Source organism: Xanthomonas sp. NCPPB 2586 (genome assembly GCF_041475775.2).
Lineage (GTDB): Bacteria > Pseudomonadota > Gammaproteobacteria > Xanthomonadales > Xanthomonadaceae > Xanthomonas > Xanthomonas campestris.
The window spans coordinates 4,467,926-4,481,605 of the sequence record NZ_CM192981.1 but is presented as its reverse complement, the minus strand read 5'-3'; the positions used below and the strand labels follow the sequence as shown (position 1 = coordinate 4,481,605).

Below are 13,680 nucleotides of genomic sequence, written 5' to 3'. Positions count from 1 at the left end.
GGTCCATTCTGTGCCGCGCTGGCGCTGGTCTTGCTTTTCACCATTCCCTATTCCCAACTCCCGATTCCCTATTCAATGGACAAAGTCTTTATCGAAGGTCTCGACATCGATGCGCTGATCGGCATCTACGACTGGGAGCGGCGGATCCGGCAGACGTTGCGGTTCGACCTGGAGATGGGGTTCGACAACCGCATTCCGGCCGCCAGCGACGATATCGCCGACACGCTCAACTACAAGGCGGTGAGCAAGCGGTTGATCGAGTTCGTGCAGCAGTCGGAGTTCGGCTTGGTGGAGACCCTGGCCGAGCGGTGTGCGGCGATCGTGCTGGAGGAATTTCAGGTGCAGTGGCTGCGGCTGAAGTTGAGCAAGCCGGGCGCGGTGCGCGGCGCGCAGGCGGTGGGCGTCATCATCGAGCGCAGCCGCAGCTGATCTGGCGCTCCCACTGGCGCAATAGACGTTGGTGTCGAGTTAGAGAGGTGCCGATCCGCCGGCAACCGGGCTCATCCAACTGCCGGGATCACTGGCGCTGCTGGGGACAGCGTCTGCCGCCGGCTGCGCGAACTGCGTCGCATTGCCGCCCCCAACAGCTGAATCCGAGGCTGAACCGGGGTGGGGACTTTCACCATCATGGTCGCATCAGGCTAGAATTGCCGGCCATGTAAACGTTTTCTCAAGGATCTCATGGCTGCTGATCGCATCGACTCCCTGATTGCCCGCATGACCGTCGAAGAGAAGGTCGGCCAGCTCGGGGTATTCGCCGACATGGTGCGGCCGTTCGCGCCGGACGTGAATCCCGAGGCCAATGTCCTCAATGCCGACGAAGTGCTGCAACAGGTCCGCCAGGGCCGGGTGGGCTCGCTGTTCAATGGTGTGGGCGCTGCGCTGGGCGTGCAGATCCAGAAAGTGGCGGTCGAAGAAAGCCGCCTGGGCATTCCGGTGATCCTGGCCGCCGATGTCATCCACGGCATGCGCACGGTGTTCCCGATTCCCTTGGGCGAAGCGGCAAGCTTCGAGCCGGAGCTGGCCGAGCGCACCGCGCGGGCCACCGCGATCGAGGCCACTGCTGCCGGCCTGCACTGGACCTACGCACCTGCGGTGGACATTGCGCGCGACCAGCGCTGGGGCCGTGGCGCGGAAGGCGCTGGCGAAGACGTGGTGCTGGGCATGGCGTTTGCTGCCGCGCGCGTGCGCGGGTTCCAGGGCAGCGATCTCAAAGCCGACGATTGCCTGCTGGCCACGCCCAAGCATTTCGCCGCCTACGGCGCGGTGGCGGCCGGCATGGAATACAACACGGTGGATATCGCACCGCAGACGCTGCGCGATGTGCATCTGCCGCCGTTCAAGGCCGCATTCGATGCGGGCGCGCTGACGGTGATGTCGTCCTTCAACGACATCAACGGCGTTCCGGCCAGCGCCAACCACGAACTGCTTACCGAGATCCTGCGCGGTGAATGGCAGTTCCCGGGCGTGGTGATTTCCGATTACACCGCCGACATGGAATTGATTGCGCACGGCTACGCGGCCGATGAGCGCGACGCCACCAAGAAGGCGTTCCTGGCCGGTCTGGACCTGAGCATGCAGAGCGGTTTCTATGCCGCGCATCTGCCGTCGCTGGTGGAAAGCGGCGAGGTGCCGATGGCCACGCTGGATGCCAGCGTGCGCCGCATCCTGCAGCTGAAAGAGGCGATCGGCCTGTTCGACAATCCGTACCGCTCGCTGGATCCCGCACGCGAAGCCGATACCGCGCATCTGCCCGCGCACGATGCGTTGTCGCGCGATGCGGCGCGGCGTTCGATCGTGCTGCTCAAGAACGAAGGTGACCTGCTGCCGCTGAAGAAGAGCGGGCAGAACATCGCGCTGATCGGCCCGTTCGTGCAGGACCGCGAAAACATCGAAGGCTGCTGGACCCTGTTCGGCGACAAGGAGCGTTACGTCACGCTCGAGCAGGGCGTACGTGCGGTGGTGGCGGCCGACAACCTGAGCGTGGTGGCCGGCTGCGGGCTGGAAGAGCCATTGCCGGGCGGCATTTCCGCGGCGATCGATGCCGCGCAAGCTGCCGATGTGGTGGTGCTGGCGCTGGGCGAGCCGCAGCGTTTCAGCGGCGAGGCGCAGTCGCGGACCGAGATCACGCTGCCGCCGGCACAGCAGGCACTGGCCGAAGCGGTGGCCGCCACCGGCACGCCGATGGTGATCCTGCTGCGCAACGGCCGCGCGCTGGCGCTGAGCGGTGCGGTGCGCGATGCCGATGCGATTGCGGTGACCTGGTACCTGGGCACCCAGACCGGCACCGGCGTGGCCGACGTCCTGTTTGGTGATTACAACCCCTCGGCACGCCTGCCGATCAGCTTCCCGCAGGTGACCGGCCAGCAGCCGTATTTCTACAACCATCTGCGCACCGGCCGCCCGGAATTGCCCACGCTGTCCGAGTACAAGGCGCGCTGGCGCGAGATGCCCAACGAGCCGCTGTACCCGTTCGGCCACGGCTTGAGCTACACCACTTTTGCGTATGCGGCGCCGCAACTGAGCACCACGCAGCTGGGGTGGGAGCAGACGCTGACCATCACCACGCGTGTGACCAATACCGGCACGGTAGCCGGCGAAGAAGTGGTGCAGCTGTATGTGCACGACCGGGTTGCCAGCCGCGTGCGCCCGGTGCGCGAGCTCAAGGGATTCCGCAAGGTGCTGCTGCAGCCGGGCGAGAGTGCTGAGGTGGTGTTCACCCTGCAGCGCGATGCGCTGGCGTTTACCAACCACAAGGGCGTGTTCGGCGCCGAGCCGGGGCTGTTCGATGTGTGGGTGTGCGCGTCGGCCAAGAGTGGCGAGGCGGTGTCGTTCGAGTTGCTGGATCGCTGAGGCATCGCCGTGGGCGTGGCCTGCCGCAGTGCAGGTCATTCGGTTATGCAGATGAAACGCGGGTCTCGGGATGGGCGGCCTGTGACTCAGGTCAGGTGACCATCACACGCGTCGTTCGCATACGAACGCGTGGCGGCCCATCAGACAGTGGCCCATCAGCGCTAGCGGTCAATGCGCTTGCCGCTGCGCGCAGCTTTTTGTCGAAAGACATGCATGCTGCAGAAGTGCGTGTCGCAGAAAAAAAGCGCCGATCGCTCGGCGCTTCGCATCACATCATGACCATCGCCAGCACGCGATGCGTGCGTGGCGATGGCATGACTCCCCTACTCAGACTCGCTGGTTCACGCGTCTTCCTCGACAGTGCCGGTGCGCTTGGGCGTCAGCTTGAGCAGACGGCCGGTGCTGCCGCTGGCCTCGTCTTCCAGCAGCCACAGCGCGCCATCTGGACCTTGCTCCACCTCGCGGATGCGCGCGCCCATGTCGTAACGGGCCAGTTCGCGCGGTTGTTCGTCCAGGGACACCTGCACCAACGCCATCGACGACAGCCCACCGATGAAGCCATTGCCGCGCCATGCCGGGAACTGCTTGCCGCTGTAGATCACAAACCCTGCCGGCGAAATCACTGGCGTCCAGCTGATCTTGGGCGCAGCGAATTCCGGGCGCGTGTTGTGGTCCGGGATGGGCGTGCCGTCGTAGTTGTCGCCGTTGGACACCACCGGGTAGCCGTAGTTGGCGCCACGCTGGATCAGGTTGAGCTCATCACCGCCGAGCGGGCCCATTTCGTGTTCCCACAGTTTGCCCTTGCTGTCGAACGCGATGCCCAGGATGTTGCGGTGGCCGAGCGACCACACCTGCGCGGCGACTCCACCTTGCGCAGCGAAGGGGTTGTCGGCAGGCACACTGCCGTCGTCGTTGAGACGAATCAATTTGCCCAGGTTGGCCTGCATGTCCTGCGCGGGCGTGAACTTCTGGCGTTCGCTGGAGCTGATCCACAGCTTGCCGTCCGGCCCGAAGGCGAGGCGATGACCGAAGTGCCCGTTGCCGGTCACCTTCGGGTCCTGCCGCCAGATCACCTTCAGGTCCGACAGGCTGCCGCCACCGTTTGCGTCCAGCGTCAGCTTGGCACGCGCCACCGCCGCGCCGCGCACGTCGCCTTCGCCGGGTTCGGCGTAGCTCACGTACACCAGCCCGTTGCGGGCGAACCGCGGATGCGCCAGCACATCGCCGAAACCGCCCTGGCCGCCGTAAGCGACGGTGGGGATGCCGGTGATGGCGCGTTTACGCTTGGTTTTCAGGTCCAGGCGCATCAACGCGCCACGTTTTTCGCTGACCAGCAGGCTGCCGTCGGGCAGGAACGTCATGGCCCACGGTTCATCGAAATCGGCCACGGTGGTGGCCTGGAACGGCCATTGCGCCTTGGGAATGGACGCTGCCGGCGCGGTGGCAGGTGCGGCAAGTGCGGCGCCGGTGGCAAACAAGCTGGCCGGGCAGGCCAGGGCAAGCAGACGTCGAACTGACATGAGGTCCTCCAGGGGATGAGGCACGGTCACGTCGCAGCCCTCCCACAACGTGTCCCGCGTCGGGTTTTCAAGTACCTTACACGACGCCGTCCAGGCCGCCCTTGTCGTAGATCACCATCTGCGAGACCGCCGGGTCCCCTCTCGATGCTTCACCATGAAAAGGAGTTTCCATGGCTGTCACGCAGAAAACCTCGTTTGCCTTTGTCGCCGCATCGTGGGCCGCCTTGCTGCTCGGTGGCGGCGCCTATCTGGTCGGCCTGTGGAATGCCGAAATGCTGCTCAACGAAAAGGGCTATTACTTCACCCTGCTGTTGTTCGGCCTGTTTGCATCGGTGTCGCTGCAAAAAAGTGTGCGCGACCGTGTCGATGGTATTCCGGTCACCGGGTTGTATTACGCCATCTGCTGGTTCTCGCTGATTGCCGCGCTGTTGTTGCTGACCATCGGCTTGTTCAACGCAACACTGTTGCTCAGCGAAAAGGGCTTCTATGCGATGGCGTACGCACTGAGCCTGTTTGGCGCGGTCGCGGTGCAGAAGAACACGCGTGATGCGATGGATGGCCCGGCGGGGTCAACGAGCCGCGCCGTCCCGCCTGCGCTGGACTGACACTGCACCAGCTGGTAAGCGTTAAAGCGAAACGCCACCTCAACGGTGGCGTTCTGCGTTCTTGGCGTGGTCATCGCCGCTGACAAACTCTGCAGCGCTTTCCCATGCGCGCCGCACTGCATGGCGGGCCTTGCTCCAGCTCAACGATGAAGACCCACGATTGGCATCCCAGTCACGATGCAGCTCGGCTTCCACCTGATCGTAGGCGCGCGCCATATCGCGCACGCGTGCTTCGTGGCCGGCAAGATATGCGGCTTCATAATCTTCGTAGCGATCACCTTCGGCGTAATACGGCTCCTCGGTGAAACGCTCGCGCCAGTATTGCGAAACGTTCTGGTTGCGGCCTTCGTCCGGGGCACGGCCGGGAATCTGGTAGGGCACGTTCATGCGCGTCTCCGTCATTCGAATGTGCGAAATACCCTAGGGTGGCGGTTGTTAACTGCATGGCACGCCGGGTGATGGGTAGATCAAACTGTGGTGCTCGTGGGTCGTTGTCTAAGCTGAAATGGTTTGCTCGGAAAGATGCGATTGCGGCCACATCGCATTCGCGCCGTGCTTCAGGTCGCCGCTGACGCGGCTTCATACGGTAGTGGCGTTGCCCCTGCGCTCACCAGCGCAGATTCCGCATTGCGGAGTTCCTGTTCTTCGGCATCGATCACCACCAGCACACGGCCGGCTTCGATCTCGTCTTCGAACTGGCGCCGCACCGGATCCGGCACGGTGGCGCCCACCAGCGCGGACGACCACGTACCGACCAAGGCGCCCGCGAGGGCCATGACCCCGGCGCCGGCGACAGTCAGCCCAATCGGCGGCACCGCGATGGCGACCAATCCTGCGACCAGGCCCGCGGCACCGCCGGTGGCAGCGCCGCGGGCGGCGGCGGGCAGGAAGTCGGTCTTGGCGTCCTTGCGTTCGTCGGGAACGCCTTCCACTTCGATATCCGAACGTGCAATCAGTGAAAGCGCATCGTTGTCGAGCCCCGCGCCGCGCGCGGCCTGCAGGACGCGTTGGGCACTGTCGACATTCGGTGTGCTGTAGACACGGCGCAGCTTCATCGCAACCTCCCGCAGGACTGTGCGTGGCAGCGTCATGCGCACGCAGTTAGTCGTGCGTGAGCGCTACGCGAGCGCGGCGCGAAGTGCTCAGGCCGGCTTACGCGGGAACAGGTAGAACACGCAGCCCACCAGCAAGGCCAGCCCGGCGGCGGCGAGGTTCTGCCAGCTGGCGCTCGCCAACAGGCCAAGCGACAACAGCAGGGCGGCGATGGGAATGAGCGGGCCACCGGGCAGGCGCAAGGCATCGGTGCGCGCGCGATAACGGCGTGCCAGCACGATCACCGCCGCCGCCGTGCCGATATAGGCAAATAGCCGCGTGACCATCGACAGCAGTGCCAGCTGCGTAAACGAGCCCGACAAAGCCAGCGCCAGCGACAGCACGCCTTGCGTAAGCACGGCTGCCGCCGGGGTGTGGAAGCGCGGGTGGACGCGTGCAAGGAGGGCCGGGCCGTAGCCGTCCTGGGCCAGTGCAAACAAAAACCGCGGGCCCAACATCACCGTGTTGCTGGTGGTGCCCAGGATGGAGATGGTGGCGCCCACGGTGAGGATCAGCGCCAGGGCTTCGCCACCGAAGCGGCTGGCGGCATCGGCCAGCGGCGTGGGCGATGCCGCGAGATTGGGCAGGGTGCCCTGCGCCACCACCTGCACGGCGGCATAGATCAGGGTCACGGTGACGATCATGGTGATCAAGGCGAACGGCACGTCGCGGCGCGGGTTGCGGTACTCGCCTGCAGCGGCAGGGATGTTCTCGAAGCCGGCATACGCAAACAGCAACAGCAACGCGGCTTCGCCAAGGTTACCCAGGTCGCGCAGGTCCGGCGTGCTGCCGGCAAAGGCCCACGACCAATCCACGTAAAACAGGCCGATGGCCACGAACAACAGCAACGGCACCAGCTTGCCGATCACCAGCGCCACGCCAGTGCGTGCGGCTGACTTCACCCCGATCACGTTGATGGCGGTGAGCAAGCCCAGCGAGCCCACCACCACCAGCAGACGTTCCCAGCCGTCGCTGCCGGCGGCCGGCCAGAAGCGCGCCACCGCATCGGCCAGCCCGTTGCTCAGTGCCGCAGCCGAACTGATGCGTGTCAGCCAGATCATCCAGCCGATCTGGAAGCCGGTGAACGGGCCGAAGGCTTCGCGCGTATACAGATAGCTGCCGCCGGGCGTATCGAAATAACTGGCCGCCTGGGCGTAGCACAGCACCAGCAACGCCACTGCCAGGCCGGCCAGCATCACCGCCCACAGGCTCATCGGCCCCAGCAGCGCGGCCGTGGCCGCGGGCAGCAGGTAAATGCCGCTGCCGATCACATCGTTGATCGACAAGCCCACGATCTGCCAGCGGCTGACCGCGCGCACCAGCGCGGGAGATTCATTGCCCTGGCTGCTCATGGCGTGGCCTGCGCCAGTGCCGGCAACTGCCAGCTGCGTTGCAGGCGCGCGTACTCGGCACGCGGCAATAGCACGAACAGCGGAGCGTCCTCGGGCTTCAACCAGGCGAGCAAGCGTTGCATGTCGGCGGGGGCCATCGCGGTGCAGCCGGCGGTGGCATGGCCTGGGCTGCGCCACAGATGCGCGAAGATGCAGCTGCCGCGGCCGGGAATCGCCTGTGGGTTGTGCGCAATCACAAACCCTTCCTGGTAGCGCGCATCACCAGGGTGGCGCAGATCCAGGCGCATCGGTTCGGTCGAGCCGGCCACCGCGGCCTTGCCCACCTGGTCGGCATCGACGATGCGGTTGTACAGCGGCGAGCTGGGCACATCCATGCAGTAGTGGCTGGCCTGCATCGGCTGGTACGGCAGGGCGCTGTCGATCTGCGGCGCATAGCCGAACGCGGGGCCGATGGCGAAGATGCCGGCCGGGCTGCGGCCGTCGCCTTCCCGTTTTTGCGGGCCTTGCGTCTGGGCCGGGTGCAGGCCCTCGCCCCAGGCGCTGCCATGCTGGCCTAGCGCAACGGCAAACGCCGGTGCGGCCGGTTGCCAGTGGCCATCCACGCGGTTGAAGGCCTGCAGGCGTGCCTGGGTGCTGTCCCAGTCCGCAGTGGTCACCACGATCAGGGCGCGTGCCGTCTCCAGTGCCGGCACCGGGGCGGCGCTGCTTGGCGAACTGCTGCTCAGCAGGACCGCCAGCACCACGAAGGATCGAAACAACACAGCGATGCGCATGCAGACTCCAGTGATCACTGACCAGCGGCAGACACCGCTGCAAAGGGGGCGGCGCGCAACGTATTGCCGTTCGGCACTGCACGCCTGATCGCTACTGTACCCAGCAACGCGCGCGCCTGCGCATCGGTGGATGCAACGCAGCGCTGCACGGCATGTGCGCCGATCAGGGCAACAGCTCCAGCCCGCGGATGCGCCGGATGCCCAGGCCGGGCGCGTCGTCGATATGAATCTGCGCCTCATTGAAATGCACGCCGCCCTCGGTGGGGTCGAACTGCCCCAGCGCCGGCGCGTCCAGGTCGGCCAGGGTGATGCTGTCGGCCTTGGCCACCGCCAGATGCACTGCGGCGGCCACGCTGATGCTGGATTCGATCATGCAGCCGATCATGCACGGCATGCCGTACAGCGCAGCGATATCGGCAATGCGGATGGCCTGCGACAGCCCACCGGTCTTCATCAACTTGATGTTGACGATGTCGGCCGCGCGGGCCTGGATGAGGTCGATCACCTGCGCCGGCGCGAACACGCTTTCGTCGGCCATTACCGGGGTGTCGATATGGGCGGTGACGAACGCCAGCCCATCGAGGTCGGCAGCCTTGACCGGCTGCTCCAGCAACTCCGGAGCGATGCCTGCATGCTCCAGCGTGCGCATGGTGCGCACCGCCTGTTTGGGCGTCCACCCCTGGTTGGCATCCAGTCGCAGCGACGCGCGGCCCTGCACGGCAGCGTGAATCGCCTGCACGCGGGCCAGGTCCGAGTCGATGTCCTTGCCGACCTTGATCTTCAACGCGCGGTAGCCACGCGCAAGCGCGTCGTGCACATCGGCCACCATCACCTCGATGGGATTGGCGCTGATGGTGATATCGGTGGTGATGCGCGGAGTGCCGCCGCCCAGCAGCTGATACAGCGGCGCATCGAACGCTTGCGCCCACAGATCGTACAGCGCGATTTCCACCGCGGCCTTGGCACTGCTGTTGCGCTCCAGCGCCTGCTGCACCAGCCCGCATAAGCGGTTGAGATCGGCCACGTCCTGGCCGACCAGGCGCGGGCCGATGCAGTGCGTGATGGCAGCGATGATGCTGGCATGCGTCTCGCCGGTGATCAGCGCGGTGGCGGGCGCGGCGCCATAGTCGATGTGGCCGCCGTCGGTCTGGAGCAGTACCACCACATCCTCGATGGCCTGCACGGTGCGCACCGCGGTCTTGAATGGAGTTTTCAACGGCACGCGCAGCATTCCCAGGCGGAAACCGGTGATTTTCATGGCAAGGCCGTGGCTGCAACGCGTTGGATGCGGGTGATGTGGTCGATGAACGGGGTACCGTCGCCGGCGAGCAGCGGCAGCAGCGGCGTGACCGAGACGCCGTTCAAGCGCGCGCGCTGCAGGGCGCCGGCGGCATCGCGGTATCCCGTACCGGCCACGTCGTGGATCACCCACGGCGCGCCTTGGACATGCCCGATCACCAGCATCACGTGGCCGGGGATGTAGATCAGGTCGCCCACCTGCAGCCGCGCCAGCTGTTGCTGCCGTTGTGGCAAAGGGGCGCGTTGATCGAAGGACACGCTGTGCAGCACCGGGCTGCGCGCCTGGTCGCCGGTATTACGTGGCAGCGCGATGCCGAGGCTGCGATAGACATCCAGCACGAAGCCGCTGCAATCGCGCGCGGCGTAATCATTGCCCCAGCCGTAACGCTCGCCCAGGAACTTGAACGCCTGGCGCAGCAGTGCTGCATCGCTGAGCGGCAACGCACCGACATGCACATCCGCACCACGCGGCACCAGCGCCGGCACCAGTTGTAGAGCACCGCGCGCATCGCGCTGCGGCAGCTCCACCACGTACGCGGCGAGTGGCAATTGCCAGTTGACCGGCGTCTGGGGCGGCCAGCGCGGCAGCAGCGGCAGGTTGGTGCCCATGTCCAGGGTCAGTGCGGAGACCGACGGCAATTCCGGCGTGTAGGCGCTCTGCACGCGTGCGCCAGTCACCACCAGGCGCGGGCCGCGTTGTGCGTAGTCGAGCACCTGGGCGCGCGTGCCCACCGCCAGCTGATCATTGGCGACCCAGGCGGCGTAGTTTTCGGCCAGCACAAAGCGCCACGCACCATCGGCACTGGTGTGCAGCACGGCGACCGGCGTGCCGGGGTAGAGCACCGACTCCTGAAACCGGTCGATATCGCGGTCGTCGGGAGTGGTGAACACCCGCTGCGTGGTCGGGAAGGTGCGCAAGGCGGCGCGCTGCACCACCAGCGCATAGGCCGGCGTGATCCGCGCGGGTAACGCATCCAGCGCCAGCGATTGCCGCAGTGCATCCAACTGCGCTGCAGTCAGCGTCTGGCCATCGGTACTGTAGAGCGTGCGCCTTGGCGTTGCCGACAGCGTCTGGATCCATGCGCGCACCTGCGCGGCCGTCAGCGTGGCGGGCAGGCGCGCCAGGTCGTGCATGGATGCATCGTCACGCAACAGGCGTGCATTGAACGCGGCGATCTGCGTGCCAGGCATGCGCGGCGCGTTGGCCGTGTCGCTGCGTGCGATCCAGTAATCGGCCTGCAGCTGCGCGTCGTCCACGGCGAACGGTGCCCGCAGGGAAGGCGAGCTGTCCGCGCACGCCACCCCGCTGGCGAGCATCACGACCAGACAGAGCAACCACAAGCACGGAGGGCGCGACACGGGCATGGCAGGAGTTCTCGACGATGGCCGCGGCCGGCATGCTGCGAAGCGTTTAGTCTAGTCGCGTTGCGCTGTGCCCGCGCGGCGCTCACCACGTATGCCCAGGCCGGCGCGCGTCGTACCTGCCTAACCGGGCAATCTTTGAAGGAGAATCGGATGTCCCCTCGTCCTCGCGCGTTGCACCAGTGGTCACGTGCCGCACTGTGCGCGGCGATGCTACTACTGGGCGCGTGCGCGCATGCGCCGCAGCGCAACCCGCTAGCCCAGTGGGTGCCGTCGCCAAACCAGGATGCGCGGCGCCCGATCCTGATCGTGCTGCATTTCACCGACCAGCACTCCGTGCAGCAGAGCCTGACCACCTTGCGCGGCCGCAACAGCGGCGGCCGGGTCAGCGCGCATTACCTGATCGGCGAGGATGGCCAGCGCTATCAACTGGTCGCCGACAGTGCACGCGCCTGGCATGGCGGTGCCGGGCGCTGGGGCACCATCACCGATATCAACTCGGCCTCGATCGGCATCGAGTTGGACAACGACGGCCACGAGTCCTTTGCCCCGGCGCAGATCGATAGCCTGCTGGTGTTGCTGGAGGACCTGTGCACGCGCCTGCGCATCCCGCGCACCCAGATCGTTGGGCATGAAGATGTCGCGCCCACACGCAAGAACGACCCCGGCCCCGTGTTCCCGTGGAAGCGCCTGGCCGATGCCGGCTTCGGCCGCTGGCCGGCCGCCGACAGCCCCGCCGCGCCCGCCGGCTTCGACCCCTGGCAGGCACTGGCCCTGCTCGGCTACAGCCTGGACGACCCCGCCGCTACCCTGCAGGCCTTCCACCACCACTTCCGCAGCAATGACGCCAAGGTGCTGGACGCGGAAGATCTGCGCATCCTGTTTGCGTTGACGCGACCGTTGACGGTACCGGCGACGGCGCTCGTTCCGGCAGCTGCGCCCGAGGCGAACTAGCGCCCACGGGTTCGCTCCGAGTCGCTGGATCGGCCGGCGATCGAAGGCAGAATGCCCGCGCGGGCCACATGGCAAAGGATGGCCCGCGGACTTCCTGCAGGCCCGGGTTGAAGCCAAGCACTTAATCCGCCCACATCCGGTGGGCTGGCTTCCGAAATCTACTGGGTCTACCGCGCATTCTTGCTAGGATCGGCCCGCCAAAACCTGGAAGGATGTCGCGTGATGAGGCTCAGGAAGACACTGCTGTGGGCGGCGACCATGCTGATGCTGGGCGGTTGCTCGGAGAAGGCCAGCGACGCGGCGCCTGCGGGCACGCCGGCAGCGACAGCCGCCGCCGCGCAGGCCGCACCGGCGCTGGCACCCGCAGCGCAGCCGCAACACGTTGCCGTGGAGTTGCCCACGCCCGGCAAGGTGCTGAACGATGTTTACGGGATGAAGGGCGATGGCTCGGAGTCCTACACCATCGATAATGGCGCGACCGCCACCTTTTGGTACGGCTACCGCTTCGACCTCGGCGGCAAGCAATACTACACGGGGTTTGCCAATACCGGGCCGGGCAAATACGGCAAATCCGAAGAGGAAGACATCCCTGATCCCAACGTCGGGGTGAGTATCAGCCAGGCCACTTATGTGCTGGACGAGACAGGCGGCAAGCCGACCTGGACGCTCTTCCACGCGCAGCAATGGGCGGGCGATTTTGGCGCAAACGAAAAAGCCGACCCGCTCGATGAGAAGCGCAAACCCCAGAGCACGCAGACAAAGGACGGCCATCTGCTGCTCGCAGTGCCGACCACCCGGTTCGCCACCGGCGTCACCCTCTCAGGCTTTGCCATCTTTACGTTCGACCCGAATAAAAACGACCTGGGCGATTACAAGGGCTGGGTCTATCTGGGCACCGTGGTGACCGGCGACGACAACAGCGCAGCCTGTGACGACGAAGGCACGATGAAATGCGTCACCAGCACCGGCACGCTGAGCTTCGAGCCGGCCAAATCCGGCCGGATGCCGTCGCTGCGGGTGGTCATGCAGGGCACCACCGTTTCCGGCCCAGGCAAGATCCGCACCCTCGGCGCAAATGACGCGGTCACCTACACCTATGACGCGGCGAAGCAGGCATATACGCCGCTGCTGGATCGCTAAAAATGTTGTTTAAGGTCTCCTTCTTATTGAACGTGTCCTTGAAGGACTACCACCGCAGCTGGAAATATAATGGGCACTGATTCACTGATCGTCTAGAACTCCCACCCCGATCCGTGCAAGCCAAAAGGATGAATTCCATCAATGGTCACCGTCAAAGTCCTTCGTCTTTCATGTCTGCTTGCGCTATGCGTGCTGGCTGCATGTAGTGGCGAATCTTCCACGCCAGCTCAATCAACCGCGTCTGCTTCACCGAACGGATCCAGTGCGCCAGCTTCCGCCTCACTTACCGACGATGTGGCATTTGCCGCTGATGCACAGCCTTCCAGTCCGCAAGCTACCCAGGCGCAGGCTGCGCCTGGGTCATCAAAACTAAAAGGAGATTCACCCTTGCTGCGACCTTCCTATGACGAATGCATTACTAACGCCGCAGGTGCAACCCCGGCAATGCTGGATTGCATCTCTGCTGAGCACGAGTACCAGGATTCCCGCCTGAATAACGTCTACAAGGCGCTGATTGCGAAGCTGGATGGCACAGAGCAGAGCAAGCTGCGCGATCAGCAGCGGCAATGGATCGCTGATCGCGATGAAAAGTGTTACTACGATCCCGATAGCGGGCAGGCGGGGCGCGTAGATGCTGCCGAATGCCGTCTCGACATGACGGCGAGTCGAGCAGCCGAGCTTGAATCGCTTTGAATTCCGCGTTTCTCGTGACAACTGTAATTTGGTTCTT

Annotated in this window: 13 protein-coding genes; 6 read left to right on the top strand and 7 right to left on the bottom strand. The window is 65.3% G+C overall.

The genetic code is table 11. The annotated features are described in order from the left end of the window. The first annotated feature begins 75 nt into the window (after nt 1–75). Both folB and ACCQ09_RS19705 read left to right on the top strand, forming a co-directional pair. The gene (gene folB / locus ACCQ09_RS19710) at nt 76–429 is read left to right on the top strand and encodes a dihydroneopterin aldolase (protein WP_040941956.1); all 354 of its coding nucleotides are present in this window, start codon (nt 76–78) and stop codon (nt 427–429) included. 252 nt (nt 430–681) lie between these two features. Beyond that, complete coding sequence (locus ACCQ09_RS19705; protein ID WP_103700441.1) at nt 682–2,853, top strand: glycoside hydrolase family 3 N-terminal domain-containing protein; 2,172 nt, start codon at nt 682–684, stop codon at nt 2,851–2,853. A 341-nt stretch (nt 2,854–3,194) separates the two neighbouring features. Here ACCQ09_RS19705 and ACCQ09_RS19700 read toward each other — a convergent pair whose 3' ends face one another. Next, nucleotides 3,195–4,373, bottom strand: coding sequence for a PQQ-dependent sugar dehydrogenase (locus ACCQ09_RS19700; RefSeq protein WP_228428208.1), 1,179 nt, complete (start codon nt 4,371–4,373; stop codon nt 3,195–3,197). Between the two features lie 170 nt (nt 4,374–4,543). Between ACCQ09_RS19700 and yiaA the strand changes: the two genes are divergently transcribed. Continuing rightward, entirely contained in the window at nt 4,544–4,978 is a 435-nt protein-coding gene (gene yiaA, locus ACCQ09_RS19695) for an inner membrane protein YiaA (protein WP_011038893.1), read from the top strand. Between the two features lie 39 nt (nt 4,979–5,017). Here the strand turns inward: yiaA and ACCQ09_RS19690 are convergent, their stop codons facing one another. From ACCQ09_RS19690 to ACCQ09_RS19665, 6 genes are all read right to left on the bottom strand, one after another. Continuing rightward, nucleotides 5,018–5,365: a hypothetical protein gene (locus ACCQ09_RS19690; protein ID WP_014506334.1), complete on the bottom strand. Its 348-nt coding sequence runs from the start codon at nt 5,363–5,365 to the stop codon at nt 5,018–5,020. A gap of 170 nt (nt 5,366–5,535) precedes the next feature. Beyond that, nucleotides 5,536–6,033 (bottom strand): hypothetical protein, encoded by a 498-nt coding sequence (locus ACCQ09_RS19685; protein WP_011038891.1) that lies wholly within the window; start codon nt 6,031–6,033, stop codon nt 5,536–5,538. 87 nt (nt 6,034–6,120) lie between these two features. Further along, the gene (locus tag ACCQ09_RS19680; protein WP_011038890.1) at nt 6,121–7,422 is read right to left on the bottom strand and encodes an APC family permease; all 1,302 of its coding nucleotides are present in this window, start codon (nt 7,420–7,422) and stop codon (nt 6,121–6,123) included. Then, nucleotides 7,419–8,195 (bottom strand): L,D-transpeptidase family protein, encoded by a 777-nt coding sequence (locus tag ACCQ09_RS19675; RefSeq protein WP_012439430.1) that lies wholly within the window; start codon nt 8,193–8,195, stop codon nt 7,419–7,421. Before ACCQ09_RS19675 ends, ACCQ09_RS19680 begins: the two co-directional genes overlap by 4 nt. Before the next feature lie 163 nt (nt 8,196–8,358). Continuing rightward, nucleotides 8,359–9,453 (bottom strand): dipeptide epimerase, encoded by a 1,095-nt coding sequence (locus ACCQ09_RS19670; protein ID WP_228428207.1) that lies wholly within the window; start codon nt 9,451–9,453, stop codon nt 8,359–8,361. Continuing rightward, nucleotides 9,450–10,859: a C40 family peptidase gene (locus ACCQ09_RS19665; protein WP_228428205.1), complete on the bottom strand. Its 1,410-nt coding sequence runs from the start codon at nt 10,857–10,859 to the stop codon at nt 9,450–9,452. Before ACCQ09_RS19665 ends, ACCQ09_RS19670 begins: the two co-directional genes overlap by 4 nt. 150 nt (nt 10,860–11,009) lie before the next feature. On the opposite strand from ACCQ09_RS19665, the gene ACCQ09_RS19660 reads away from it, so the two are divergent. The 3 genes from ACCQ09_RS19660 (at nt 11,010) to ACCQ09_RS19650 (ending at nt 13,643) form a co-directional block, all read left to right on the top strand. Beyond that, nucleotides 11,010–11,810, top strand: coding sequence for an N-acetylmuramoyl-L-alanine amidase (locus ACCQ09_RS19660; protein WP_075286253.1), 801 nt, complete (start codon nt 11,010–11,012; stop codon nt 11,808–11,810). Between the two features lie 222 nt (nt 11,811–12,032). Further along, nucleotides 12,033–12,950 (top strand): hypothetical protein, encoded by a 918-nt coding sequence (locus ACCQ09_RS19655; RefSeq protein ID WP_040941953.1) that lies wholly within the window; start codon nt 12,033–12,035, stop codon nt 12,948–12,950. 141 nt (nt 12,951–13,091) lie between these two features. Then, nucleotides 13,092–13,643 (top strand): lysozyme inhibitor LprI family protein, encoded by a 552-nt coding sequence (locus ACCQ09_RS19650; protein ID WP_080640173.1) that lies wholly within the window; start codon nt 13,092–13,094, stop codon nt 13,641–13,643. Nucleotides 13,644–13,680: the final 37 nt, after the last annotated feature.